Annotated in this window: 24 protein-coding genes and 1 tRNA gene; 7 read left to right on the plus strand and 18 right to left on the minus strand. The window is 67.7% G+C overall.

What is annotated here, in order from left to right; genetic code table 11:
• The first annotated feature begins 2 nt into the window (after positions 1-2).
• Complete coding sequence (locus tag IE122_RS01125; RefSeq protein WP_189619248.1) at positions 3-530, plus strand: retropepsin-like aspartic protease family protein; 528 nt, start codon at positions 3-5, stop codon at positions 528-530.
• Positions 531-618: 88 nt separating this feature from the next.
• Positions 619-1,473, plus strand: a complete 855-nt coding sequence (gene purU / locus IE122_RS01130) for a formyltetrahydrofolate deformylase (protein WP_189619249.1) — start codon at positions 619-621, stop codon at positions 1,471-1,473.
• A gap of 17 nt (positions 1,474-1,490) precedes the next feature.
• On the opposite strand, the gene IE122_RS01135 is transcribed toward purU, so the two are convergent.
• The 14 genes from IE122_RS01135 to IE122_RS01200 form a co-directional block, all read right to left on the minus strand.
• Positions 1,491-2,024 (minus strand): VOC family protein, encoded by a 534-nt coding sequence (locus IE122_RS01135; protein ID WP_189619250.1) that lies wholly within the window; start codon positions 2,022-2,024, stop codon positions 1,491-1,493.
• Between the two features lie 158 nt (positions 2,025-2,182).
• The gene (locus IE122_RS01140; protein WP_189619251.1) at positions 2,183-3,853 is read right to left on the minus strand and encodes an FAD-dependent monooxygenase; all 1,671 of its coding nucleotides are present in this window, start codon (positions 3,851-3,853) and stop codon (positions 2,183-2,185) included.
• A 37-nt stretch (positions 3,854-3,890) separates the two neighbouring features.
• Positions 3,891-4,766, minus strand: coding sequence for a VOC family protein (locus IE122_RS01145; RefSeq protein ID WP_189619252.1), 876 nt, complete (start codon positions 4,764-4,766; stop codon positions 3,891-3,893).
• Between the two features lie 98 nt (positions 4,767-4,864).
• Positions 4,865-5,515: a tetratricopeptide repeat protein gene (locus IE122_RS01150; protein ID WP_229813618.1), complete on the minus strand. Its 651-nt coding sequence runs from the start codon at positions 5,513-5,515 to the stop codon at positions 4,865-4,867.
• A 5-nt stretch (positions 5,516-5,520) separates the two neighbouring features.
• A complete protein-coding gene (locus IE122_RS01155) occupies positions 5,521-6,036 on the minus strand; it encodes a GNAT family N-acetyltransferase (protein WP_189619253.1) in 516 nt (171 codons plus the stop codon).
• Positions 6,036-6,941 carry an RDD family protein gene (locus IE122_RS01160; protein WP_189619254.1) on the minus strand — a complete coding sequence of 302 codons (906 nt, stop codon included), beginning with the start codon at positions 6,939-6,941 and terminating at the stop codon, positions 6,036-6,038. Before IE122_RS01160 ends, IE122_RS01155 begins: the two co-directional genes overlap by 1 nt.
• Positions 6,938-7,984, minus strand: a complete 1,047-nt coding sequence (locus IE122_RS01165; RefSeq protein ID WP_189619255.1) for a stage II sporulation protein M — start codon at positions 7,982-7,984, stop codon at positions 6,938-6,940. The genes IE122_RS01160 and IE122_RS01165 overlap by 4 nt, the downstream gene beginning before the upstream one ends.
• The gene (locus IE122_RS01170) at positions 7,981-9,318 is read right to left on the minus strand and encodes a DUF58 domain-containing protein (RefSeq protein WP_189619256.1); all 1,338 of its coding nucleotides are present in this window, start codon (positions 9,316-9,318) and stop codon (positions 7,981-7,983) included. Before IE122_RS01170 ends, IE122_RS01165 begins: the two co-directional genes overlap by 4 nt.
• A gap of 13 nt (positions 9,319-9,331) precedes the next feature.
• Positions 9,332-10,306 carry an AAA family ATPase gene (locus IE122_RS01175; protein WP_189619257.1) on the minus strand — a complete coding sequence of 325 codons (975 nt, stop codon included), beginning with the start codon at positions 10,304-10,306 and terminating at the stop codon, positions 9,332-9,334.
• Positions 10,303-11,622 (minus strand): DUF4350 domain-containing protein, encoded by a 1,320-nt coding sequence (locus tag IE122_RS01180; RefSeq protein WP_189619258.1) that lies wholly within the window; start codon positions 11,620-11,622, stop codon positions 10,303-10,305. Before IE122_RS01180 ends, IE122_RS01175 begins: the two co-directional genes overlap by 4 nt.
• Positions 11,619-12,275 carry a hypothetical protein gene (locus tag IE122_RS01185; RefSeq protein ID WP_189619259.1) on the minus strand — a complete coding sequence of 219 codons (657 nt, stop codon included), beginning with the start codon at positions 12,273-12,275 and terminating at the stop codon, positions 11,619-11,621. Before IE122_RS01185 ends, IE122_RS01180 begins: the two co-directional genes overlap by 4 nt.
• A gap of 102 nt (positions 12,276-12,377) precedes the next feature.
• A complete protein-coding gene (locus tag IE122_RS01190) occupies positions 12,378-12,737 on the minus strand; it encodes a type II toxin-antitoxin system RelB family anti-toxin (RefSeq protein ID WP_189619260.1) in 360 nt (119 codons plus the stop codon).
• A 5-nt stretch (positions 12,738-12,742) separates the two neighbouring features.
• The gene (locus IE122_RS01195; RefSeq protein ID WP_189619261.1) at positions 12,743-13,096 is read right to left on the minus strand and encodes a type II toxin-antitoxin system RelE/ParE family toxin; all 354 of its coding nucleotides are present in this window, start codon (positions 13,094-13,096) and stop codon (positions 12,743-12,745) included.
• Positions 13,097-13,156: 60 nt separating this feature from the next.
• On the minus strand, positions 13,157-14,065 hold the full coding sequence (locus IE122_RS01200) for a prephenate dehydratase (protein WP_189619262.1): 909 nt from the start codon (positions 14,063-14,065) through the stop codon (positions 13,157-13,159).
• 134 nt (positions 14,066-14,199) lie between these two features.
• On the opposite strand from IE122_RS01200, the gene IE122_RS01205 reads away from it, so the two are divergent.
• A complete protein-coding gene (locus IE122_RS01205) occupies positions 14,200-14,802 on the plus strand; it encodes a c-type cytochrome (protein ID WP_189619263.1) in 603 nt (200 codons plus the stop codon).
• Between the two features lie 287 nt (positions 14,803-15,089).
• Here IE122_RS01205 and IE122_RS01210 read toward each other — a convergent pair whose 3' ends face one another.
• On the minus strand, positions 15,090-15,755 hold the full coding sequence (locus IE122_RS01210; RefSeq protein ID WP_189619264.1) for an RlmE family RNA methyltransferase: 666 nt from the start codon (positions 15,753-15,755) through the stop codon (positions 15,090-15,092).
• Positions 15,752-17,104, minus strand: a complete 1,353-nt coding sequence (locus IE122_RS01215) for a Ppx/GppA phosphatase family protein (RefSeq protein ID WP_189619265.1) — start codon at positions 17,102-17,104, stop codon at positions 15,752-15,754. The genes IE122_RS01210 and IE122_RS01215 overlap by 4 nt, the downstream gene beginning before the upstream one ends.
• A 165-nt stretch (positions 17,105-17,269) precedes the next feature.
• Between IE122_RS01215 and IE122_RS01220 the strand changes: the two genes are divergently transcribed.
• Positions 17,270-17,343: transfer RNA gene (locus IE122_RS01220), tRNA-Gln, on the plus strand.
• A gap of 183 nt (positions 17,344-17,526) precedes the next feature.
• Here IE122_RS01220 and IE122_RS01225 read toward each other — a convergent pair.
• Positions 17,527-18,246: a cupin domain-containing protein gene (locus IE122_RS01225; RefSeq protein WP_229813619.1), complete on the minus strand. Its 720-nt coding sequence runs from the start codon at positions 18,244-18,246 to the stop codon at positions 17,527-17,529.
• Positions 18,247-18,297: 51 nt separating this feature from the next.
• Complete coding sequence (locus tag IE122_RS01230; protein WP_189619266.1) at positions 18,298-19,509, minus strand: acetyltransferase domain-containing protein; 1,212 nt, start codon at positions 19,507-19,509, stop codon at positions 18,298-18,300.
• A 360-nt stretch (positions 19,510-19,869) separates the two neighbouring features.
• Between IE122_RS01230 and IE122_RS01235 the strand changes: the two genes are divergently transcribed.
• The 3 genes from IE122_RS01235 (at position 19,870) to pgeF (ending at position 25,015) form a co-directional block, all read left to right on the plus strand.
• The gene (locus IE122_RS01235) at positions 19,870-21,192 is read left to right on the plus strand and encodes an NAD(P)/FAD-dependent oxidoreductase (RefSeq protein WP_189619267.1); all 1,323 of its coding nucleotides are present in this window, start codon (positions 19,870-19,872) and stop codon (positions 21,190-21,192) included.
• Positions 21,193-21,576: 384 nt separating this feature from the next.
• Positions 21,577-24,231 carry an aminopeptidase N gene (gene pepN / locus IE122_RS01240; protein ID WP_189619268.1) on the plus strand — a complete coding sequence of 885 codons (2,655 nt, stop codon included), beginning with the start codon at positions 21,577-21,579 and terminating at the stop codon, positions 24,229-24,231.
• Positions 24,224-25,015, plus strand: a complete 792-nt coding sequence (gene pgeF / locus IE122_RS01245) for a peptidoglycan editing factor PgeF (protein ID WP_229813620.1) — start codon at positions 24,224-24,226, stop codon at positions 25,013-25,015. Before pepN ends, pgeF begins: the two co-directional genes overlap by 8 nt.
• Positions 25,016-25,037 lie beyond the last annotated feature (22 nt).

Below are 25,037 nucleotides of genomic sequence, written 5' to 3' on the forward strand. Positions count from 1 at the left end.
GCATGGTTCGCGGCCTTGTCATCCTTCTTTTCGCGGTCGCGCTGGCGATCGGCTGGACTTCGGCCGGGCCGTCTGCGGGGCCGGCCGGGATCGCCGCGCCGATGACAGCGGGCACCGCGTCGCCCGCCCCGGCAGCGGCAGAGGGCGGCTGGCTGACCGATCCGACAGTGATGGAGCGGCAATCCGACGGACATTTCTATGTCCGCGCCAGCGTCAACCACACCACCACCCGGTTTCTTGTCGATACCGGGGCCAGCATCGTCGCGCTGACCGCAGACGATGCCCGCGCGGCGGGCCTTTCGTGGTCGAACGACGATCTCGTCCCCATCGGCAAGGGAGCCAGCGGCACCGTCTACGGCGTGCCGGTCGCGCTCGACAGTGTCGAACTGGGCGGCACCATGGCACGCAGCATCAGCGGCGCGATCATCCCGCAGGGTCTGCCCGTCTCGCTGCTTGGCCAGTCGTTCCTGTCGCACGTCCACAGCGTGCGCATAGAGGGCGACCGCATGACGCTGGAAGGCCAGAACTGAGCTGCTCCTGCCGCAATGCACCATCGCATTGCTTTTCGGGCCCGGTGCGGTAAGTCGCAGGCGAAATCCCAGGGGCCCGAAAACCGCGATGACCGAAATTTGTACGCTCGCCTTGCAGTGTGACGATCGCAAGGGCCTTGTCGCCGATGTCGCGACGACGATTGCGGGGGTTGGCGGCAATATCATCGATGCCCAGCAGTTCAACGATCGCGCGAACGATCGTTTCTTCATGCGCGTGGTGTTCGAATGCGGGTCAGTGGCGGACATGGAGCGGCTGGAAGGCCACCTGGCCGCCAAGCTGGATGCCCCCAACGTCGAAATCCGCCTGCGCAGCAACGGTATCCGCCAGAAGGTGCTGCTGCTGGTCAGCAAGTTCGACCACTGCCTGGCCGACCTCCTCTATCGCAACCGCATCGGCGAACTTGACATGGAGGTAGTCGGCATCGTCTCGAACCACCCGCGCGAGGCGCTCGCCACCACCATCGGCGACATCCCCTATCACCACTTGCCGATCACCAAGGACACCAAGCCGCAGCAGGAAGCGCGGATCAAGGCGATCGTCGAGGAGGCCGGGGCGGAACTGATCGTGCTCGCCCGCTACATGCAGATCCTGTCGGACGATCTGGCGGCGTTCCTGTCAGGGCGTTGCATCAATATCCACCACTCGTTCCTGCCCGGCTTCAAGGGGGCCAAGCCCTATCATCAGGCACACGAACGCGGGGTCAAGATGATCGGCGCGACCGCGCACTACGTGACCGCAGACCTCGATGAGGGGCCGATCATCCATCAGGACGTGGAAGCGATCAGCCATGCCGATACGCCTGACGATCTGGTGCGCAAGGGCCGCGATATCGAACGCCGGGTGCTGGCGACGGCGGTGGCCCATCACCTCGATTCGCGCGTATTCCTCAACGGGTCGCGCACCGTGGTGTTCAAGGCCTGACCGCGGCGGCGGTCATCTTACCCGGCGGCGGGAAACGACCGGACCGGATCGGTGCCATCGAAGCCGATCGATTGCGCCCGGACGAAATCGTAGAAATCGCGCAGCGGCGCGCAGTCTTGATAGAGTTCGATCATGTGGCCGTTTTCGGCGATGGTATCGATCAGCATCGCCTCGATGCCGTTGTCCATCCGGGCGTTCAGCGCGATGTCATGGCCATCGCGCACCATTTCGTCCGCGGCCGCGCGAAGGTCCGGGACGGTGATCGCAAGGTGATGCAGCCCGTAACGGCCGGACCCGGCGGGAAAGACATCGTAGAGAAAAGAGGGCAGGGCATCGTTCTGCTGCATGAATTCGACCTGGATATCGCCCCACTGACCGAACGCCGAACTGATGCTCCAGCGTGCCGGCTCCCCGCGATACTCGCAGAACGGCAGTGAGACTTCGTCCAGCACGTAATAGGGGCCTGACCCGAACATCTGGTGATGCCGCAGCGCCGCCGCGTGCACATCCGGAACGAAATAGGCGATCTGGCAGGTTCCGGTGGTGATCATTGCATCGCACTCCCATGCGGCTTTCGGGCCCGGCCTGTGCCGGTGACTATCCTGACCATACAGTCAGGTGCCTCGCTCGCAATGGGCAATGTCGCGCGTCAGTATTCGGCCCGCAGCGGACTTGCCGTCGCGGGCCGGTTGGCACCTCGTGATGGACCTCAGACCCCGCGTACCAGATCGATCAGATCCGCGCAGCTTTCCACCGGCTGGCCGATCCGCCAGCTCCCTTGCCCGGCCCCTGCGGGAAGGCTGTCGCCGCGCCAGGCGACGTGGTGGTCGGGACGGACCAGCACCAGCGGCTTTTCATAGACCCGGCGCGCCACCGCATCGTTGAGGTGGAGCACATCCAGCGGCAGCCCGGCGGCCTCGGCGGCCGCTGCCAGCGGGGCGGCATCGCTCCCGTCCAACACCAGCAGGGTGAACCACTTGCCCAGCCGATCGAACACGGCGGTGCCGTCTTCCAGATAGACATGCGGCAGGATGCGGCCCGGCCAGGTCGAAGGCTTGACCGTAAGCATGTCGAACGCCGGCGGATAGCCGGGCTCGTCCGGGATCACGGGCGAACTTTCGTAGCGATAGCCCTGCTCGGTGCCCCAGGCTTCATTCTCGATATTGCCCAGAAGGCCGATGCGGTGGCCCATGCGGCTGCGCGCCGCCTCGGCCTCCGGGCCGGTCCCCGCCAGATCGCCCGCTTCCGCATAGAGCCGGTAGATCGCGGCGCGGATGCCCAGATGCCTTTCGGAGGTGGCCCTGGATATGTGCGCGATCGGCTGGCGCTCGTCATGATAGGATTGCAGTAGCGCATCGCCGCCCCAACCGTGCACCGCCGCCGCGATCTTCCAGCCGAGATTCGCGGCCTCGGGGATGCCGGTGTTCATGCCGTAGCCGCCGGTTGGCACGAACTGGTGCGCGGCATCGCCGACGAGGAACGCGCGGCCGACGCGATATTGGTGCGCGACCTGATAGTTCAGCGTTACCGGGTTGGCGACCAGCACCTCGAAATCGAAGTCCTTGCCCATCAGGTCGATCACCAGACGGCGCGGATCGATCGCTTCGAATCCGGCATCGGGCGGCACCAGGCAGTGCAGCGTCCATTGCTCCACATCGTCCTGCGCGACGATCTGACCCCAGCCGGTCTGGTAGTGCCAGGCCTGCCCGAACTGGTGCAGTAGCTCGTAATCGCGCGAGCGGAAGTGCACGAGGTACATGTGCGCCGCGCCCAGCATGCCGTCGCTATCGACGCCCAGTTGCTTGCGCACGGTGCTGTTGCCGCCATCGCAAGCGGCCAGATAGCCGGCGCGAACGATCAGCGTCTCGCCGGTCTGCTCGTTGATCACGGTGGCGACGATGCCGTCCGGGCCGTCCACGAAGCTTTCGAGGCGATGGCCGAAGCGGACATCGACGTCGGCGCAGGCCTCGGCCATATCGCGCAGCACCGGCTCGATCAGGATCTGGCTGACCCGCAGCGGCGCTTCGAGCGAGAGCGTGCCGTCGTTGCAGTTGCGCCGCCGCCAGTATTCGGCGCGGTTGCCGGGATAGCAGAAGCGGTGCAGTTCGTGCGAACCGGGCTTGAGATCGGTGGTCCAGACAATGTCATAGCTGTTGTCCTGATCGACACCGGCGGCGCGGATGCGATCGGCCACGCCGGTGCGGCGGAACAGGTCCATGCAGCGGCCGTTGGTCAGGTCCATCTTGGGGTGGCGCGTGGTCGACGCGTTGCGTTCGATCACCAGCGAGCCGACGCCGTAGTGGGACAATTCGATCGCCATGGTCAGGCCGACCGGGCCGCCGCCGACGACCAGCACGGGAACTTCGATAACTTCAGGCATGTCTGCTCTCCGATGATAGGATGAAGGTGTCGTCCGGTCAGCCGACCGCGTGGGTGCCGTAAGTGCCGCCCCAGAGGTATGCGGACTCCCACCGCGTCTCGACCCAGGTGTTGACGTCGGGGATCAGCCGCGAATGGCAGCCGTATTCGAACAGGAAGCCCGAGGGCGATCCGGTGTAGAACGAGATCGCCGGGTCGTTCGCGTGCTGGCCGATCGAGCGCGCCACCGGAGCGGCCCCGCCGGAAACCTTGTCCCAGGCCTGGCCGACATGGACGAGGTCTTCCACCTCCACGTAGATGTGGTCGAAGCCGGTGAGGCCGGGAATCTCCGCTACCGCCACGATGTGGTGACGCAGGCCGCCGTTGAGGAAGTGGCCGTCACAGCCCGGCGCGACTTCGATCGAATCCGAGCGCCTGAGGCCGATGACCTGCGTGAAATAGTGCAGCGCCTCCGCCGCATCGGGAACGATCAGCAGCACATGGCCCAGCCCCGCCTCGCCGGTGACGAAGCGCGCGCCGGTCGGCGATGCGAAGGGGCGCGAGACGATCAGCCCGCCGATGAAGAATTCCAGCGGCGTGCCATCGGGGGCGGTGGTGGTAACCAGCCGCTGCACATCGCGCCGACGGGCTAGCGCCGGGTCCTCGTGCGCGGCAAAGCCATGGGCGTGCAGGCGGGCCATGATGCCGTCGAGGTCCTCGTGGCTGGCCACCTCGAAGCCGAGATAGTCGAGCCCTGGATCGCGGGTTTCGCGCACCGCCAGCCGCCAGGCCCGCTCGTCAGCGCGCAATCGCAGTTCGTTGTTATCCTGGGCCGGGACTGCCTGCAGTCCGAAGATGTCACAAGCGAAGCGCTGCCATTCGGCCCGGTCGCCCCGGAATCCTGCATACCCCAAACGCACTACCGGCTTTTCCATGAGCCTCTCCTTTGCTGACCATTTGGCCAATAAAGGGCGCGCAGGATTTGACGGGGATCAACTGGAGGAAATTAGCATGCAATGGAGTGGGCTATGGATCAGCCCGCCTTGGCGATGAGATTGCGCAAGTCGCGGCGGCGGCCGGCGTCCCAGACCGGACGGCTGGCATCGCGCGGAGCGCGCAAGGCCCGCTGGAAATGGCTGCGCGCGCCGGGCTTGTCGCCCTGGGCAAGCAGGTAATCGCCGTAGAAATAGTTGGCATCAAGGCCATCGGGGTCAAGCGCCAGCGCCTGGCGGAGCAGCTTTCCGGCGCGCTCGTCATCGCCCCAGGCGAAGGGCGAGCCGGGGACCTTGTAGTAGAGCACGCCCAGCGTAAGCGCGACGCCGCCGCCCGCCGCCTGCGGATCGATGGTATAGGCCCTGGCGATCAGGTCCCGCGCCTTGGTCGCATAGCTGAGCTTGCGGAAGATGCTGGCGCGGTTGGCGCGCTCGCTGGCGACGATCCCGACCCACAGCAGCGGCTCGGCCCTGCCGGGATAACGCGCAAGCATCGCATCGGCCTGCCGGGCAAGCTGATCGAGCGCTTTGGCCTGAGGAGCCCCGCCTTTGACTTCATAGGTCATGTGCGCCCAGCCGTCCTGCAGGGCCTTCACGTCGGAGGCCATGTCGGCCCATGCGGCAGTCGGCGCGAGCAACGCCAGCAGCGGTGCCAGCACCGCGAGGGCGCAGCGGCGAAGGGGACGTGCCACAGCGATCACCCCAGCATCCGCGCGTAGAGAAACTCGTCGTCGCGCTGGCTGCCGACCATGAAGAAGATGTCGGCAATCTTGGTGAAGCCATGGCGATGGTAGAAGCGCTGCGCGCCTTCGTTCGCGGAATAGACGGAAAGCTGCACTTCATCGGCCCCGAACGCGGCCGCTTCGGCCAGCGCCCATTCGGTCAGCGCCGCGCCGATGCCCCGGCCGGTCGCATCAGGCTCGGTATAGAGCTGCTTGAGCTGGACCACCCGGCTGCCGCGCGCGTGGTCCGGCCAGCCGCAGGTCATGTCCATCTTGCAGAAGCCGAGCAGAGCATCGCCTTCCATCGCCAGCATGATGCGATAGGCGGGATTGGCGATCTCATGGGCCACTGTGTCGGCATGATGGGCATCACGCAGGAAGCCGGCGAGATCCTCGGGGCTGTAAAGGTCCCCGAACTTGGCGATGAAGCTGCGCGCGCCCAGATCGGCGAGCGCGGCGGCATCGGTGGGGCGGGCGGGTCTGAGGTCCATCAAGCTTCTCCGGAGTACTTGTCGCTCTTGCGCCGCCCCATGCGCATGCCTGCTTCAAGCCGGGCGCGCAACTGGGCATAATAGGCCTCCAGGAATGCGCGTTCATCGCCCCAGCCATCGTTGCGACCGATCTTGCCGGCGATCGTCTGGTAGACCTGATCGAGCGAGATGTTCTTGCGATCGCGCAGCACCCGCTCCAGCGCCTGCAGCTCGAACTCGCCATAGACGGCCAACTCGGCCTCGCTGAAGGCATACGACGGGGCAGGGGGCGTATCGGCCTGCCGGCTGGTCAGCGCGGCCAGAAGCTTGTGGCGCGGCCGTTCCAGTACCCAGGTCCCGGCAATGATGTCTCCGGCGCGCAGTGCATCGCGGTTGAAATAGGGAAACAGCAGGAAGATCGCGAACCACGCGGCGGCAGTGAGCCAGGCCAGGCCGCTGTCCGCCCCGGCGGAAGCGATGAAGGCGATCGGCATCAGGATTTCGATATCGCGCAGGAGATTGCGCGCCAGCACCATCTCTGCGGTCAGCCGCCCGCCATCGCGCGCGGCGATGCGGATGCCGGCGATGCGCTTGCCCGGCGTCGCGCCGCGCGGGCCAAGTTCGAAATAGAGGAAGTAGGCATTGCGCAGCAGGAACATGGCGATGATCCAGACGATCGCCAGGAACTGGAAGACATGGCCGGCCACGCCCTTGTCCGCCGCGCGCAGGCCCATCGCCCCGCCCGCCGTATAGAACAGCGCCATCGAGCCGCCGATCATAATCAGGACGATGAACATGAGGTCCAGCGCCAGCGCCCCCGCCCGCGCGCCGCGGCTGGCCACCGCCACCGGCACGGCGATGCCTTCAGGCGTGATCAGCGTGCGATCGCGCTTGGAGCGGCGCAGGCTGGTGGGGACGCTGGTCATGCGAAGTGGCCGCCTGCGGTCTGCCGGCGGCCGCGATAGGCGAAGAAATAGGCGAGCCAGAACGCCAGCATGAACCCGCCGACGATGAAGCGGCCGGCCGTCTGGTCGATCAACTGGCGCGCGAAGCCTTCGAGCAACCCGGCGATCACCAGCATCAGCACCACCCCGGCCATCACCGTGGCGGCGTGCCGCCCGGCCAGCGCCGCCGATTCGAGCACCGGCCGATCGCCCGGAAAGGCGATGCCGCGCCCGATATGCAGGCCGGCGGCCCCGGCCAGCAGAATCGCGAACAGTTCGGTGGTGCCGTGGACGCTCAGCCAGCCGCACAGGTCGATCAGCAGGCCCTTGTCGGCAAACAGCCACAGCAGCGCGCCCAGCGTGGCGGTGTTCTGGACCAGCAGCATCAGTGATGGCAGCCCGAAGGCGAAGCCGAGCGCGAAGGCGAGGATGGCGATCTGCGCGTTGTGGCTGAACAGATAGGCGGCGAATACGGACATCCCCTGTTCTTCGGTATGGCCGAACAGCGTTTCGCGCAGCACCGCGGCACTGGCACCGGGGACCCGCGTTTCGCCCAGCCCGCCGGGCACCAGCGCTTGGTACCATTCGACATCGTGCGCCACCAGCAGCCAGCCGACCACGGTGCCCGCCACCATCACCGCCAGCGCCACCAGCAGGTCTATCCAGATCGCCCGGACCGCCGCGCTCCAGCCGCCGCCGATGAACCCCGCCAGCCATTCGCCCAGCGACGAACGCGGACCGTAGACCTGGAACCAGGCCCGCTGGACCAGCGCTTCGAGATAGGCGAGCGTCGCCGCATCGAGCGAGGTTTCGCGCGCGATCGACAGGCTTGAGGCAACCGCACGGTACAGGCCCGGCAGCGCCAGCAGATCTTCATCGGGCAGGCCCTTGGCGCGGCCCTTCTCGATCCGGGTGACGATCGCGTCCAGCCGCTTCCAGTCGCCCTCCCGCTCCAGCCGGAACCGGTCCGAACGCAGCGCCGCCTGTTCGATCGCGCCCATCCCGGGTGAAAGTACCGCGCTCATCCGATCGCTCCGCTGCGCTTGATCCGAAGGTAGGCGTCGATCAGGCGATTGGACACGGTATCGTAGCGCGCCTCGATCACATCGACGCCGATCTGCCGCAGCCGCTGCGTCACCAGCGCGCGCTGGCGCAGCAACTGATCGGCCCCGACCGCCATCGACAGCACTTCCAGATCATCGGGCCGGGCGGTGCTGAGCGTTTCCAGTTCCTCGTCCGCCAGGGTCACGAACAGCACGACATGGCGCGACACCAGCCGGCCGATGCTTTCGATCATCAGTTCGGCCCCGATCGGATCGGCGAATTCGCTGAACAGCACGATCAGCGAGCGGCGCTGCAGCCGGGCGGCGAGCGTCGCCAGCGCCAGCGTGAAGTTGGGCTCTTCCGCCCGATACTCCAGCCCGGCGGCGGCTTGCTGGAGCAGGTGAAACGCGCGCGAATCGCCGACAAACGGGGTCGCCACCTCCGGCCTTGCGGCAAACCCGAACAGCGACACGCGGTCACCGCCCCGCAAGCCGACATAAGCCGTGGCCAGTGCCGCCGAAACCGCGCGATCAAGCCGGGGCAGCCCGGCCACCGGCTCGCACATGGCGTTGCCGCAATCGAAGGCGAAGACGATCTGGTTGTTGCGCTCGGTCTCGTATTCCTTGGCATAGAGATGGACGTGGCGGGCGGATGCCTTCCAGTCGATCCGGCGGCGGTCCATCCCCGGCTGGTATTCGCTCAAGGCCTCGAATTGCGTCCCCTCGCCGCGCATGCGCCGGGCGATCAGGCCGAACTGGGCATCGCGCAGGAACGTCTGCAACGCGGGCGAGCGGACATAGGACAAATTGGGCCGCACCCGCACCGCCCGGTCGAGCGGGCCCTGCGCGGTGCGTGCGCCCAGCCCCAGCGGGCCGGTCCAGCGCAGCCACACCCGATCGACCGCGCAGGTGCCGCGCCTGGCCGGTTCCAGCACCGTTTCGCCCCGCCACGCCCGCCCGTCATCCGGCAGCGGGGCCAGCGCGATCCCGGCCCGGCCACCTGGAGCAAGCCGGGGATCGCAGGAGAACGCGCAATCCATCCCCCGCGCCAGTCGCGAGCGGACCCGCGCCTGCGCCACCAGTTCCAAGGGATCGCCCACCTCGGCATCAGCCGGGACCAGCAGATCCCAGCTCTCCAGCCCGCCGGCCAGCAACCCATCGACTACCACCAGCAGCACCAGCGCCAGCCCGAGCAGCGGCGCGATGACCCAGGCACCGGGCGACACGGCGGCGATCACCAGCGCCAGCGGCGCGGCCAGCGCCAGCAGGGCGGCAGCGCGCGCGGTGGGGACGATCGGGGCGGAGAAGCGGGACAAGGGGGGCGGGCGGTCAGCGCGGCGCTTGGGTCTGTTCGACGAGCGTCGCCACCAGCGCTTCCACCTGCTTGCCCTCGATCTCGGCGGCGGGACTGAGCAGCAGGCGGTGGCGCAGGACGCCGGTGGCGAGCGCCTTCACGTCATCAGGCAGGACATAATCGCGCCCGTCGAGCGCGGCGCGGGCGCGCGCGGCGCCGGCCAGCAGCACGGCGGCGCGCGGGGATGCCCCGCAGGCCAGGTCCGGACTTTCGCGAGTGGCGCGCACCAGCCGCACGACATAGTCGGTCACGCTGTCGGCCAGGGTGATGCCGGCCACCGTCTCCGCCGCCGCCGCGAGCAACGCCGCGGACGCGACCGGGGCGATGCCCAGCTCGGCCGGGCTGGGCGCGCCGCGGTTCTCGCCATAGCGGCTGACGATGCGGCGCTCCTCCTCCATGCTGGGATAGGCGATCAGCAGCTTGAACAGGAACCGGTCAAGCTGGGCTTCGGGCAGCGGATAGACGCCCTGGTTCTCGATCGGGTTCTGCGTCGCCACCACCATGAAGTGCGGGGGCAGGATGTGCGCCGTCCCGTCCAGCGTGACGCGGCGTTCCTGCATCGCTTCCAGCAGCGCCGCCTGGGTCTTGGGCGGGGTGCGGTTGATTTCGTCGGCCAGCACCAGATCGCGGAAGATCGGCCCGCGCGTCAGCGTGAACTGGCTGGTCTGGAAGTTGAACAGATTGGAGCCCAGAATATCGCCGGGCATCAGATCGGGGGTGAACTGGATGCGCCCGAAATCGAGGCCGAGACTGGCGGCAAAGCATTGCGCGAGAAACGTCTTGGCGGTGCCCGGCGGCCCTTCGAGCAGGACATGACCGCGCGCCATCAGCGCGATCAGCAGATGATCGACAGTCTCGGTCTGGCCGACCACGGCCTTGCCGATCTCGGCGCGGATCGCTTCGGCCAGCGCGGCAAGGTCGGTCAGGCTGAGCGGGGCATGCTCGGTCATCGGGTCAGCTTCCTTTCGAGCGCGGCGAGTTCGCGCGCGGCATGGACAAGATCGTGGGAATTGCGCGCCGCGCGCAGACGGGCGGCGACGGCGGAGAACGGTTCGGCGGCGCGGTCGCGGGCATGGAGCGCGCTGTCGATCGCGGCATCGGCCTGTTCGGGGGCAAGATGACGCGGCAGCGCCAATGCACGCACCAGCCGCTCGCGCGCGGCATCGGCGTAAGGCCGGGACATCAGGTGCAGGCGACCCGATCGGCGCACCAGACCGGCCGCATTGGCGATCAGCGCCCGCTTGCCGAACGCGATCACCCGCCCGCCCCGCAGCGGCGGGCCGAAGCGCAGCAGCGCCCGCCAGCCGAGCACCAGTGCGGCCAGCAGGAAGCACAGCGTTGCCGCCAGGAAAGGCGGGCGGAAGGCCAGGGTCAGCAGGTTGTCGCTCTGCCCCAGGCCGTTGAACGTCAGGTCGAACAGCACCTGGTCGCCCGGCTTCACCCCGCTGGCGCGCACCAGCGCCTCGGCCAGCCGGGCATTCTCGAACCGCGCGAGGCCATAGTTGTCGATCAGATCGGGTTCGAACACCACGATCACGGGGTAGCGCCAGTCTTCCTCGCCGGAATGCAGCACCCGGTCCAGCGCCATGGCTTCCAGCTCGGGATATTCTCCGCCATCGTCCATGAACCCCGCCAGCGTGTGCCGCCCGCCGGTGCCGGAGACCAGCCGCACCAGCCCGGTCCCCGCGCCCGACATCAGCGCCCGGCCGTCCGGCAGCTTGCCAGAAAGCCCCTGCGCGTGCCAACGCGGCAAGCCCCGTTCGCTCTTGTCCTGCTGATCGACCGAGACCGACAGCTCATCCAGAAAACCGCGCCATTGCGGGGCGACCGTGCCGACGATCCGCACCCAGCCGGCGCGCGCGCTCTGGCCCGGCAAGGCCGGCTGCTCCAACCACTTGGGGGTGACAACCATGGTCGGGCCGATCCCGCGCCGGGCATCGACGATCTTGGCCAGCTTCTTGCCATCGACATAGGCCCCGGGCGTCAGCACCAGCAGCCCCGGCGCGCGCAAGGCCCCTTCGTTGCGCACCAGCCGCACCGCGAAGCCGCGCCCGCGCAGATAATCGGCCATCGCCGCATAGCCGGTCAGCCCGCGCGATCCCGCGTGGCCGCCGCCATCGTTGGCCGAACCCTGCCCGGTCCCGCTGCCGATCATGTAGAGAAGCGCCACGAACAGCGCGCTGCCCAGCACCACCAGCGCCAGCACCGCGCGGCGCGAGAAGGGATCGGCCCCGACGGTGACGGGCTGGCCCGGCCGCTCGCTCATCCCGGCAATCCCACCTGGGCAAAGCGGGCATAGGCAGCACGCGCCGCGCCCCAATCTTCGGCATCGAGCGCGCGCAGTGCGAACAGGCTGCGCTCGACCCGCACGGCAATGGTGGTGAAGGCCTCGCGCCCGATCGCGGGCAGAAAGCTCAGCCGCGCGATCTCGCGGGCGGTGCTGGCCGGGTGGAGGGCATCGGGCCGCGCATCGCCGATCTGGCGCACGCTGCGCACCAGCAGCAGATGCGTCGCCTCGTCGAACCGCCCTTCGGCGGCCAGGCGATCGGCATCGGACAGCAGCGCTTCCGCCTCGGCGCGGACCGGGGCCCAGCCGGCTTCCTGTTCACCACCGCTGTCCGCCCGGCGCGCCAGCAGCGGCTGGATCGCGCGCCAGACGATGAACAGCACCAGCAGCGCGGCACCACCGATCAGGACATACTGGAACACCGGCCAGGACATCCCCAGCAGCCGGCCGATCGGCTTGAACAGCGCTTCCAGCGCCTTGAGCAAGGCTTCAAGCCAGCCCGGCGGCGGGGTCGGCGGGCGCTCCGGCATGGGTGCCAGCGGCGAAAACTGGATATCGCCGCCCCGACGCACGGCATGCCACGCAGCCTCGGCGCTCCCGCCCGGTTCGATCTGGCCTTGCCCCGCACTCACGCCGCCATGATTGGCATGGCCTGCGGGTGGGCGCAAGTTACGGTCCGGCAAGTTGTGGTTGGGGGGAGGGGAAGCAACGAGCTGGTTGGTTTATTCAAATGATCAAGCGTGCTGAGCAACCGCGATTTCGCCCACGCCGGTGAGCGTGAACGCACCGGTTCCGGGCAGTTCGACGCGCAGTTCCAGCGTGCCGCCCGCCGCCTCGACGAACCGGCGCAGCGTCGAGAGGTAGAGATCGGCCTGTCGCTCCATCTTGACCACAGCCGGCTGTTTCACGCCCAGGCTCTGGGCGATCTGCTCCTGGCTGCGCTGGGCAAGCTTGCGGAGCGCCTTCAGCCCTTCCACCTCTGCCTGCAATTGCGCGGTATGCCCGGCGATGCGTGCCCGGCTATCGGGCGGCATGGCCGCGATCACTTCGTCGAGCGTGCGGCCAAGAACGCTGGCCTTCTGGCTGGCTGCCATGTTCTTTATCCTTTCAACGTATCAAGATGCTCGGAAAACCGGGCATCGGCCTGGGCGATTAGCCCCTTGTAGAACCGCGTCTGCGCCGCCCCGGCCTTGTCTCCGGCAACGAGGATGATCGCACGGCGCTCGGGATCAAAGGCGAACGCCACCCGCCACACCCCATCATCCGCGCGGAACCGCAGTTCCTTCATGTTGGCATGCTTGGACCCCGCCAGGGTATCGGCATGAGGACGGCCCAGGAGCGGCCCCTGAAGCTGCAACAGCCCCGCGCTTGCGGCGAGAGCTTCGCGTACTTCCAGAGGCAACCCCGTAAACTCGTCCTCGAAAGCCCGATGGAAGAAGACGGTCCATGCCATGAGGCTATATAACCTCAAGGTTATCATTTGTCGAGAGGGAGCGGGACTGCTCCTGAGCGCTCACCCCCGCTTGCGCGCCTGCTTGTACGTCCCCAGCGGGCGCACGTATTTGCAGTGGAAGGCCAGTTCCTGCAGCGCGCGGTCGATGCGCGGGTCGCCCGGCGCGCCTTCGATGTCGGCGAAGAAGGTGGTGGCGGCGAAGCTGGCGCCCTGCTGGTAGCTTTCCAGCTTGGTCATGTTGACGCCGTTCGTCGCGAAGCCGCCCAGCGCCTTGTAGAGCGCGGCGGGGATGTTGAGCACTTCGAAGACGAAGGTGGTCATCGCCTGCTCGCCCTGCAGCACGAAGGGATCGAGCGGCTCCTGCGACAGCACCACGAAGCGGGTGGTGTTGTCGGGCGAATCCTCGACATTGTCCTCCACCACATCCAGCCCGTAAAGCTCGGCCGCCAGACGCGGCGCGATGGCGGCAGCCGAGACATCGCCCTGTTCCGCCACGAAGGCGGCGGCACCGGCGGTGTCGGCATAGGACAGCGGCACGATGCCGCGCTGGCGCAGGAAGTGGCGCGACTGTCCCAACGCCTGCGGGTGGCTGTAGGCGGCGGCGATAGATCCAACCGCCCCGTCGGGGCCCGCCAGCCCCATCAGCGCATGGTGGATGCCCATGAAATGCTCGCCGATGATCGACAGGCCGCTTTCGGGCAGCAGGAAGTGGATATCCGCCACGCGGCCGTGCTGCGAATTCTCGATCGGGATGATCGCCCGCGCGGCGCGCCCTTCCTTCACCGCATCCAGCGCATCCTCGAACGCGAAGCACGGCAGCGGCAGGCATGCGGGATCGAATTCGAGCGCGGCGCGGTGCGAATTGCAGCCGGGCGCGCCCTGGAAGGCCACGGCGCGGGCCGGTTCGGCCTCGGCGGCTTCGACCATCCGGGCGACGAGGGCCATGGCGGGTGCGGGATAGGAGTGCATGATGGCCGCGCGATTACGGCAGCTTTCGCAAGAGAGCAATTGCCTATGCACGTGCGCTCTTGCGCTTGGCGATTGCGGGCACTAGAGCGCAGCGCAATCGCCACAGGCAACATCATCTGCGGGGCAACACGCGAATGGACGACCGTTTCAACACCATCGCCGGCTGGACTTTGTTTGCCGGTATTGTCGGCCTGGGCCTGAGCATCGGCAGCGGCATGTATTTCAAGGCCGACAAGCACAACCGCCCGGCCACGATGGGCTATGCCATCGAAGGCGTCGAGGAAGAGGGCGGCGGCGCCAAGGAAGAGCCGCTCGCCAACCTCCTCGCCAAGGCCGACGTGGCCAAGGGCGAGGCGACGTTCGCCAAGTGCACCTCGTGCCACACGATCAACGCGGGCGGTGCCAACGGCCTCGGCCCGAACCTGCATGGCGTTGTCGGCGAAGGCATCGGCCAGGGTGCCGGCGGCTTCGCCTTCTCCGATGCGCTCAAGAGCAAGGGCGGCACCTGGAACTTCGACCTGCTGAACGAATGGCTCAAGAGCCCCAAGGCCTTCGCGCCGGGCACCAAGATGACCTTCGCCGGCCTGTCCAAGGCGGAAGACCGCGCCAACGTGATCGCTTACCTCAACTCGCAAGGCTCGAACGTGCCGCTGCCCGCACCGGTCGCGGAAGGCGCAGCCCCGGCCGCTGACGCCGCCGCCGCTCCGGCCGCCGACGCGAGCGCTGCTGCCGAGTAAGTCTCGCCTCTGCGAAAACGGGTAGAAAGGGTCCGGGACGAGGAGTTCCGGGCCCTTTTCGTTTGGGTCGAGGCCGTCGAGCAGAACAAAAAAAATGAGGTTCACGCAAAGGCGCGAAGGCGCAGAGGTGTCGGCCTGCGCCGCAGGCCCCTCCTTCTCATCGACATTGCGTCAAACGCCCCGTTGAAGAGCGAAGGCGGCTTTGCCGCAAGCGCGACACCTTTGCGCCTCTGCGCCTTTGCGCGATTCCTTTTTCCGCTCCTCGGAAGAGCGGCTGTCCGCGCCGCCTATTCCCGCCCCTTGAAGCCCTTCGCGATCACGTACCATTCGGACGAATCCTTGCGGCTGGCCGGGGGCTTGGCGTGCTTCACGCTCGCGAAGTTCTTTTTCAGCAGGGTCAGCAGGCCGGTATCGGTGCCGCCGGCGAAGACCTTGGCGACGAAGGTGCCGCCCGGCGCGAGCGACTGGATCGCGAAGTCCACCGCCGTTTCCACCAGCCCCATCGTGCGCAAGTGATCGGTCTGCTTGTGGCCCACGGTGTTTGCGGCCATGTCCGACAGCACCAGGTCAGGCGGGCCATCCAGCGCGCCTTCCAGCGCGGCGGGCGCTTCGTCGGCCATGAAGTCCATCTCGAAGATGGTCACCCCCTCGATCGGGTCGGTCGGCAGCAGGTCGATGCCCACCACTTTGGCCTTGGGGCACTTGAGCCGCAGCACCTGGCTCCACCCGCCCGGCGCGATGCCGAGATCGACGGCGCGGGTGACGCCCTTGAGGATGTCGAACTTCTCGTCCAGCTCGATCAGCTTGAACGCGGCACGGCTGCGATACCCCTCGGCCTTGGCCTGGCGGACATAGGGATCGTTGAGCTGGCGGGTCAGCCAGCGCGCCGAGCTGGAGGTGCGTTTCTTTGCCGAGCGCAGCCGCTCGCCCGGATCGCGGCCGGATCTGCTCATGACGGGTCTCCCGCTGCGGCGAATGCGCCGCCGGCTGTTCGTGGCGGCTGATCGCCCGCACCGCCGTGCGCGGCGATGAGCCCGCGCAGGATGCCCTCGCGGATGCCGCGATCGGCGACGCCCAGCCGGTCCGCCGGCCACAGGTCGAGAATGGTTTCGAGAATGGCGCAGCCAGCCACCACCAGGTCGGCGCGCTCGCGGCCGATGCAGGCGATGTCGCGTCGCCCGGCCAGATCGAGCGAGGACAGCCGGGTGCTGATCGCCCGCATCGACGCGGCGGGCACCACCAGCCCGTCAACCAGCCGGCGATCGTATTGCGGCAGTTCAAGGTGCAGGCTCGCCAGCGTCGTCACCGTGCCGCTGGTGCCCAGCAGTCGCAGCGGCCCGGCTTCGGCCGCGCCGTCGCGCGATGGCTCGATCCGCCGGGCGAAGGCGGCGAAGCTTTCCGCGACCAGCTCGCGCATGTGGCGATAACGGGCCAGCCGCTCGGCCTCGGTCGCGCCTTCCTGGCCGCAGCTTTCCGACAGCGAGACGACGCCCCAGGGCACCGATTGCCAGTCGAGGATACGCGGCACCGTGCCGGTGCTCTCGATCAGCACCAGCTCGGTCGATCCGCCGCCGATATCGAAGATCATTGCCGGGCCCAGCCCGTCTTCCAGCAGGACATGGCAGCCCAGCACCGCCAGCCGCGCCTCTTCGCGCGCGCTGATGACGTTGAGCGCGATGCCGGTTTCGCGGCGCACCCGCTCGATGAATTCATCCCCGTTGCTGGCCCGCCGGCACGCCTCGGTCGCGACCGAGCGGGCGAGAAAGACGTTGCGGCGCATCAGCTTGTCGGCACAGACCTTGAGCGCCGAGAGCGTGCGCTCCATCGCCGCATCCGAAAGGCGGCCGGTCTGCGCCACGCCTTCGCCCAGCCGTACCACGCGGCTGAAGGCATCGATGACGGTGAAGTTGTCGCCCGAAGGCCGGGCGATCAGCAGGCGGCAGTTGTTGGTGCCGAGATCGATCGCGGCATAGGCCTGGCGCGGCCCCGGCCCGGATGGCCGGCCCGGCAGCCCGTTGGCCGAAGCCACCGGCCCGCGGTCCTCGAACGCGGCGGCGCGCACCGGTGCGGCGGTCCGCTCGGGCGGCGCTTGTGGCGGCGAAAGGGCCGCCTGCTGGGGTTCGCGCGGCGATGCTGCGGTCTCGCCCGGAGCGCCGCCGGTGGGGCGGACTTCGGGCTTTGGCGCGCCGGAAGCGGACTTGCGGGCCTTGCCCCGCGCGGCCTTGCGCCGCTTGTCCCTGCTCCGCCGGGCCTTGCGGCCCGCTGCGCTGACTTTCGCTGCCGGCGGATCGTGCTCCGCCATGGGGTTCGTGTCTCTTCAATCATCATCCCGGCCATGTCGGCCGGGCACCTGCCCCCGATGCTATAGCGCCGCCGCCCCTGCCGCAAGGGGCGCGCAAGGAGAGCGCCTATTCGTATAGACCCGGCTTGACCCGAATCGCACACGACCCTAGAGGGGCCCCCTCGCTGCCCCGTCGTCTAAAGGTAAGACTACGGATTCTGATTCCGTCTATCGAGGTTCGAATCCTCGCGGGGCATCCACTCTCCTTTTTCATCCGGCCTCATTCGAGCGCATTGCTTGCGCTGCAGCGTTGAGGCGCGGCTGCGCCCGATGGACCGGGTCTCACAAAGTCGACCTACGAAAACGGCTCCGAAACCCAGGGTTTCGGAGCCGGAACGGAACCCCGCTTGCTATCGCGAGGGGTATGCCAAACGATCTTGCAGTTAAGCGGGACGCCGCCAGGTGGCGTAGATCTTCGTCACGTCCACCGGGCTGTTCCAGGTGGTGTTGGCACCGTGTTCGATGATGAAGGTATCGCCTTTCGTGAAGGTCGCGGCGTTGCCGTCATCGTCGATGAAGCTGGCTTCGCCGTCGAGCAGGTGCATCAGTTCGCAGTGATGGAAGAACAGCGCCTTGCGGCTGTAGGGCGTCGAATCCCAGACGCCGCACTTGAAGGCTTCGTCGTCGGAAATGAACATCGAGTTGGCGCGGCAGGAGGGGGCGGGGCTGGTCAGCAGGTCTGCTGCGGGGGAGCCGGACGGGGACAGTTGCGCGGCGTTATCGATGAAGGTGATCCCGCGCGTGCCGGGCCCGGCACCGAGGTAGCGCATGAACACCAGCGACGCCGGGGCCTGCGCACTCCACGAAAAGGCGGTGCCGTTGTTGATGACGCAGCTCTGGCCGGCGGCCAGTTCGGTGCTGCCGGCCGCGTCGGTAAGGACCACTGCGCCGCTGGTGGCGATCACGAATGCGTCGCCCCGGGTTTCGGTGGCGGTGCCGGTGCCGGCGGGCACGTTGAACAATCCGACTTCGCATTCGCCGGCGCGGATCGGCAGGATCTGCATGTCACGGCCGAACGGTTCGGCGTCGGCAGCCGGGGCAGCCGCGCCGGCCGCCAGGGCGCGCAGGTCGATGAAAGAGGGGCAGCGGGTTTCGGCAATCACGGGGCAGTTCTCCGGCGGGGTTGGGAAAGGGATCGCGCGGGGAGGCACGGATCAGAGGTATTTGAGGATGGCGATGTGGCGGTTGCGCTGCTTGAACTTCGAGAACCACACGGTCGGCACGTAGAACACCGGGATCAGGAACAGGTACCAGGCCCAGACCCATTCGATGCGGTTCACGCCGAACACGCTGCCGTGGTTGGGGCCGTAGATCGCGTAGGCGATGTGGTACAGCACCTGCAGCGCGGTGATGTGCATCAGGTAGAAGAACATCGGCGCCGCCCCGAAGACCGAGAGCAGGCCGATCCAGCGCGCCGATCCGGCCTTTTCGAACAGCCCCAGCAGGACGAAACCGGCCCCGATGGTGGACAGCAGGAACAGCAGTGAGGGCGGATATTTGGTCAGCGCCAGGAACGCCATCACGGTGTGGATGCCGTCGATGCCGGGAACCCAAGGCTTGTCGCCATAGACGTTGAGCAGGCGGATCGCGACGAATGCGGCGATCAGCGCGGTGCCGAACAGGATCAGCTTGCGCGGGCGGGCTTCGACATCCGCGTTCCTGCCGAACCACGGGCCGACCGCGAAGCCAAGGCAGATGACGCCGATCCATGCCAGCACCGGGTATGAGGTCTTGGCGGCCATGCCGAAGGGCAGGGCGATCAGATCGCGCTGGTGCAGCATCGCCCAGGGCACGTAGAACGCGTCGCCGGGGACAAGGCGGATCGGATCGAGCAGGTTGTGTCCGCAAACGATGACCAGCCCGATCGCCGCCACCGCCTTGCGCGGCAGGTGGATGAGCCCGGCGAGGACGATCATCGACAGCCCGATCGCCCAGATCACCTGCAGCCAGAAGGTCATCGGCAGCTTCTGCGTCCACACCGGCGACATGTAGAGTATTTCCACCGCCAGCAGGAACAGCCCGCGCTTGAGCAGGAAGCGCGAGGTTTCCGCCTTGCCGTGGTTCTGGCAGAACAGCCAGGCCCCGAGCCCGGTCAGGAACACGAAGTTGGGCGCACAGATATTGCTGGCGAAGCGGGTGAAGAACAGCGACGGCGCGATGGCGCTCGCATCCATGGGGTCGGGCGTGGCCATGTAGAGGAACCACGTCTCGCGCACATGGTCGAGCAGCATGACCACCATGATGAAGCCACGCAGTGCATCGATGCTCTGCAACCGGCGGCTGACCGCCTTGGGCACGGCGGCAGGGGTCGGGCCCGCAGTCGGGGCATGCGCGGGGTCCGGGGCGATGACGGTGGCGTTGGCCATGGCTGTTCTCGTCTTTTGCGCAGCGATCCCGCGCGCGTTGTGCGGCCGGGCGGCATTGCGTAGGGTGTCGTTATGGTGCTGGCAACCGGACGGCATTTCCTGTGGAAGTTGCGCGGATGACAGGGCACCGCCGCCTTGCGCCGCCGGAGGTGTCGGCACGATCTACCGGACCCGGTACCAGGGTTTGAGGAGCGGGTCCCGCCGCATGCGCCGGGTTTGCCGCGCGGCATGTGGCGGCCATGCGCTTGTGCCGTATGCACGCGCGATTTCGGTGCAATCTTCCGGGGCGGCGGTGCGAGTCTTGCCGCCGGGGCACGGGCCCCGCCGTTCCTTTTCCCTGCGCAGTCGAGGTTCCAGTCGATGATCCCAGCCGTCCTGCCCGTCCACAGCGACGAGACCCTGCCTGATGCCGTTGACGTGGTCGTCATCGGTGGCGGCATCGTCGGCACGGCCTCGGCGTATTATCTGGCGAAGCGCGGGCTGAAGGTGGCATTGATCGAAAAGGGATCGGTGGCCTGCGAGCAGTCGAGCCGGACCTGGGGCTGGTGCCGCCAGCAGAACCGCGACCGGCGCGAAATGCCGCTGTCGCTGCTGTCGATGCGGCTTTGGGACGGGCTGGCCGGCGAAATCGGGCGCGATCTCGGGTTCCGGCGCACCGGCCTCGTCTATGCGACGGACGACGCCAAGATGCTGGCGGGCTGGGAAAGCTGGCGGCCGATCGCCGAGGAGTTCGGCGTCAACACCCGCATGCTGGGTGCAGCCGAAGCTGCCTCGCTGATCCCGCAAACCCGCCGCAAGTGGCTGGGCGGCCTCCATTCGGTCGAAGACGGCAAGGCCGAGCCGGCGCTGGCTTCTTCGGCGCTGGCCGAGGGCGCGCGGGCGCTGGGCGCGACGATCCACCAGAACTGCGCCGCGCGCGGGCTGGACGTGACGAACGGCCGCGTCACCGGCGTGGTGACGGAAAAGGGCCTGATCCGGGCCGATGCGGTGGTCTGCGCCGCCGGTGCCTGGGCCTCGCGGTTCCTGCGTCCGCACGAGGTGACTTTCCCGCAGGCGGCGGTGCGCCAGACCGCGCTGCGGACCCGGCCGACCGCCAACGTCGGCGAAGTGCTCTATTCCCCCGATTTCGCGATGACCCGGAGGCTTGACGGCAGCTACACCTGCGCCATCAGCGGCCGCGCCGTGCTGGAACTGACGCCGCAGGGCATCCGCTTCGGCCGCCAGTTCATGCCGCAGTTCATCCAGCGCCTGAAGGCGGTGCAGATGAGCATCGGCAAATCGTTCGTCACCGGCCCGGAATCGCTGGGCGCGACGCTGACGAACGACAACACGGTGTTCGAGAAGACCCGCGTCCTCGATCCCGAGCCGCTGGCCCGGCAGGTGCAGCAGATCGTCGCCAACGTGCGGGGCACGTTTCCGGAACTTGCCGATGTCCAGATCGAACAGGCCTGGGGTGCCTACGTCGATTGCACCCCGGATTCGGTGCCGGTGATCTCGGCGCTCGATCGCCTCGGCGGGGTGTTCCTCGCCGCCGGCTGCTCGGGCCACGGCTTCGGCGTCGGCCCCGGCATCGGCCATCTCATCACCGAAATGGTGGCCGGCGACACACCGAGCATCGATCCGACCCCGTTCCGCCTGTCGCGGCTGCTGGATGGATCGAAGGTGGAAGTCGGGCCGATCTGACGGGAAACGCGAAGTGCTGCCTGCTCTCGCATCTCGCTGATGCGACACCCCGTGCCCCGGTCGCGTCGGCCCCGCGCGGGCGCTTTGACACCACCGGTTTACGGTTTAGGCGGCGTGGACACATTCCGCATCGCCACGGTTTCCCTGCAAAGCGCCCCGGCGAGGCGCGAGGCCGCAGGAAGAGTGGGCCTCTTTCAAGGCCGAGCAACGCTGCCGGGGCGCTTTGCAGGGAAACCCCGAAGGGGCTGGACCAAAAACCGCCACTTCCGCGTCGGCTCGGCTGGAAATATGGACATATTCCTGCGCCTCGCCTCCTTGAATTGACGGTTTTTGCCTCCAGCCGTGGCGTTGCGGAATGTGTCCACGCCGCCTAGGTTAGCGGCTATGGATATTGCCAGCAGACCTTCAGAGCCCGTCGCCGACACCCAGTTGGCCGATGCCCCGCCGCCCCCCGCCGCGCCGCAAGTGATCCGGCGCGAGGATTATCAGGCACCGGCGTGGCTGGTGCCTGAAATCGCCCTCGATTTCCGGCTGGGGCTTTCTGCCACCCATGTCATTGCCCGGCTTTCGGTCACGCGCAATCCGGCGGGGAACGGCACGCCGACGCTGCGCCTCAACGGCGATCAGATCGCCGCGCTGGCGGTGCGGGTCGATGGCGAGGCGGTGAATGACTGGCGGATGGACGGGCCCGACCTGCTGATCGATCTGACGGGCGATGCCCACGCGATCGAGGTGGAGACCGCGCTCAACCCCGCCGCCAACAGCCAGCTCATGGGGCTCTATGCCTCCAACGGGATGCTGTGCACCCAGTGCGAGGCCGAAGGGTTCCGCCGCATCACTTTCTTTCCTGACCGGCCCGATGTCCTATCGACCTATTCGGTGCGGATGAGCGGGGACAAGGCGCTGTTCCCGGTGCTGCTGTCCAACGGCAACTGCACCGAGACCGGCGAGGGACCGGACGGCAGCCACTGGGCGCAATGGCACGATCCCTGGCCCAAGCCCTGCTACCTGTTCGCGCTCGTTGCTGGCGATCTGGTGGCGAACCATGCCCAATTCACGACGATGAACGGCCGCGCCGTCGATCTCAACATCTGGACGCGGGCGGAGGACAAGGACCGCACCGGTCACGCGATGGCGTCGCTCATCAACTCGATGAAGTGGGACGAGGAAGCGTTCGGCCGCGAGTACGATCTTGATCTGTTCAACGTGGTCGCGGTGTCGGATTTCAACATGGGGGCGATGGAGAACAAGGGGCTCAACGTCTTCAACACGCGCTATGTGCTGGCCGACCCCGAGACTGCCACCGATGGCGATTATGACGCGGTCGAGGGGGTGATCGGGCACGAATACTTCCACAACTGGTCGGGCAACCGGATCACTTGTCGCGACTGGTTCCAGCTTTCGCTCAAGGAAGGCTTCACGGTGCTGCGCGATCAGTTGTTCAGCGCCGCCATGGGCTCCGAAGCGGTCAAGCGGATCGAGGATGTGCGGGTCTTGCGCGGGGCGCAGTTCCCCGAGGATTCGGGCCCGCTCGCCCATCCGATCCGGCCCGATTCCTATCAGGAGATCAGCAACTTCTACACCGCCACGGTCTATAACAAGGGGGCCGAGGTGATCCGCATGATGCGGACGATGGCCGGTGCCGAAACCTTCCGCAAAGGGACCGACCTCTATTTCGATCGCCACGATGGCGAAGCGGCGACCTGCGAGGATTTCGTCCGCGCGATCGAGGATGGCACCGGGCTTGACCTTGGCCAGTTCCGCTTGTGGTACGGTCAGGCGGGCACCCCGCAAGTGACCGTCGAACTGCGGCACGAGGATGGTGCGGCGGTGCTGGAGCTGGCGCAGCAGGTTCCGGCCACGCCGGGCCAGCCCGACAAGCAGCCGATGCCGATCCCGCTGCGGCTGGCGCTGTTCGACCGCGCCACCGCCACGCACCGGGTCGAGGAACTGGTGGTGCTGGACCAGGCCAGGCAGACCGTGCGCTTCGACGGCTGGGCAGAACCGCCGGTGCTGTCGATCAACCGCGGCTTTTCCGCCCCGGTCCAGATCGAGGCGCAGCGCGATCCTGCCGATCTGGTGTTCCTGGCCGCGCACGATGATGATCCGTTCGCGCGCTATGAAGCGATGCAGAGCCTGGTCGTCGGCCATCTGGTCGGCATCGTCGGCGGCAGGCTCGATGCCGCCGCGCAGGACCGGGGCCGTGCCGCCATCGGTGAGGCGTTCGGCGCGATCCTGGCCGATGATGCGCTTGATGATCTGATGCGCGGCGAACTGATGATCCTGCCTTCGGAGACCTATCTGGCAGAACAGTTGCTGGTTGCCGATCCGCTGGCGATCCATGCGCAGCGCGAAGCGCTCAAGGCGTGGCTCGGCCGTGAGCATGGCGCGGCACTTGAAGCGTTGCATGATCGGGTCAGGGCGGTCCCCTACGGGCGCGATGCCGCCGCACGCGGCGCACGCAAGCTCAAGACGCAGGCGCTGATCTATCTCGCCTCGGCAGATGCCGTTGGCACCGCGCCGCGCGCCAGGGCGCAGTATGACGCGGCTGACAACATGACCGACCGGCAGGGCGCGCTGATGGTGCTGTGCGGGCTCGACGTGCCGGAGCGCGCCGCCGCCCTCGACGATTTCCATACGCGCTATGCCGGCAATGCGCTGGTGATCGACAAGTGGTTCTCGCTCCAGGCAGGATCGCTCCACAAGGACGTGCTGGAACACGTCAAGGCGCTAGCCAACCATCCCGATTTCACCATGAGCAATCCCAACCGGGTGCGGGCACTTTACATGGCGATGGCGGTCAATCCCAAGGCGTTCCACGCCGCCGGGGGCGAAGGCTATCGCATCATCGGCGAGGTGATCCGCAAGCTCGATCCGATCAACCCGCAGACGGCGGCGCGGTTCGTGCCCTCGCTGGGGCGCTGGCGGCGGGTCGATGCGGCGCGCGGGGCGCTGATGGTGGAGGAACTCAAGGCGATCGCTGCCGAGCCTACGCTGTCGCGCGACGTGCGCGAACAGGTGACCAAGAGCCTTGGTTGAGGTCGAGCCGGGGCCGGGGCCGACGATCGACCACTTCCGCGCCGGGGTGCTGGATGGCGTGGTGCACGGCTTTCTGGGCCGTGGCGGCGGCGTCAGCACCGGCGCGGTGGCCGGGCTGAACGTGGGCATCGGATCAGGCGATGATCCGCAACGGGTGGCGGAGAACCGCCGCCGCGCCGCCGAGGCAGTGCGGCCCGGCGGGCGGCTGGTCACGGTCTACCAGATCCATTCGGCGCTGTGCGCTACCGTTGGCCCGCAGCCCTGGCCGGAGACCGACCGGCCCGAGGCCGATGCGCTGGTGACCGATCAGCCGGGACTGGTGCTGGGCGTGCTGACCGCCGATTGCGCGCCGGTGCTGCTGGCCGACCGCGCGGCAGGGGTGATCGGCGCGGCCCATGCCGGCTGGAAAGGGGCGATCGGCGGGGTGACCGACAGCACGATCGCCGCGATGGAAGCGCTGGGGGCACAGCGCGAGCGGATCGCGGCGGCGGTGGGCCCGTGCATTGCCCAGGCTTCCTACGAGGTCGACGATGCGTTCCGCGCGCGCTTCGTCGCGGATGACCCGGCCAATGCTGCCCGGTTCCTGGCCGGGCGGGCAGGGCACCATCAGTTCGATCTGGCCGGATATGTCGCCGGCCGCCTGCGCGCTGCCGGAATCGGCCCGGTCGAAAGCCTGGGCCTTGATACCTATGCCGCGCCGGGGCGATTCTATTCGTTCCGCCGCGCCACGCACCGGGGAGAGCCGGCTTACGGTCGGCAGATTTCGGTGATTTCCCTCGGCTGAACCCCGCTCGAAAGCCGCGCCT

Source organism: Novosphingobium colocasiae (genome assembly GCF_014652555.1).
Classification (GTDB): Bacteria; Pseudomonadota; Alphaproteobacteria; order Sphingomonadales; family Sphingomonadaceae; genus Novosphingobium; species Novosphingobium colocasiae.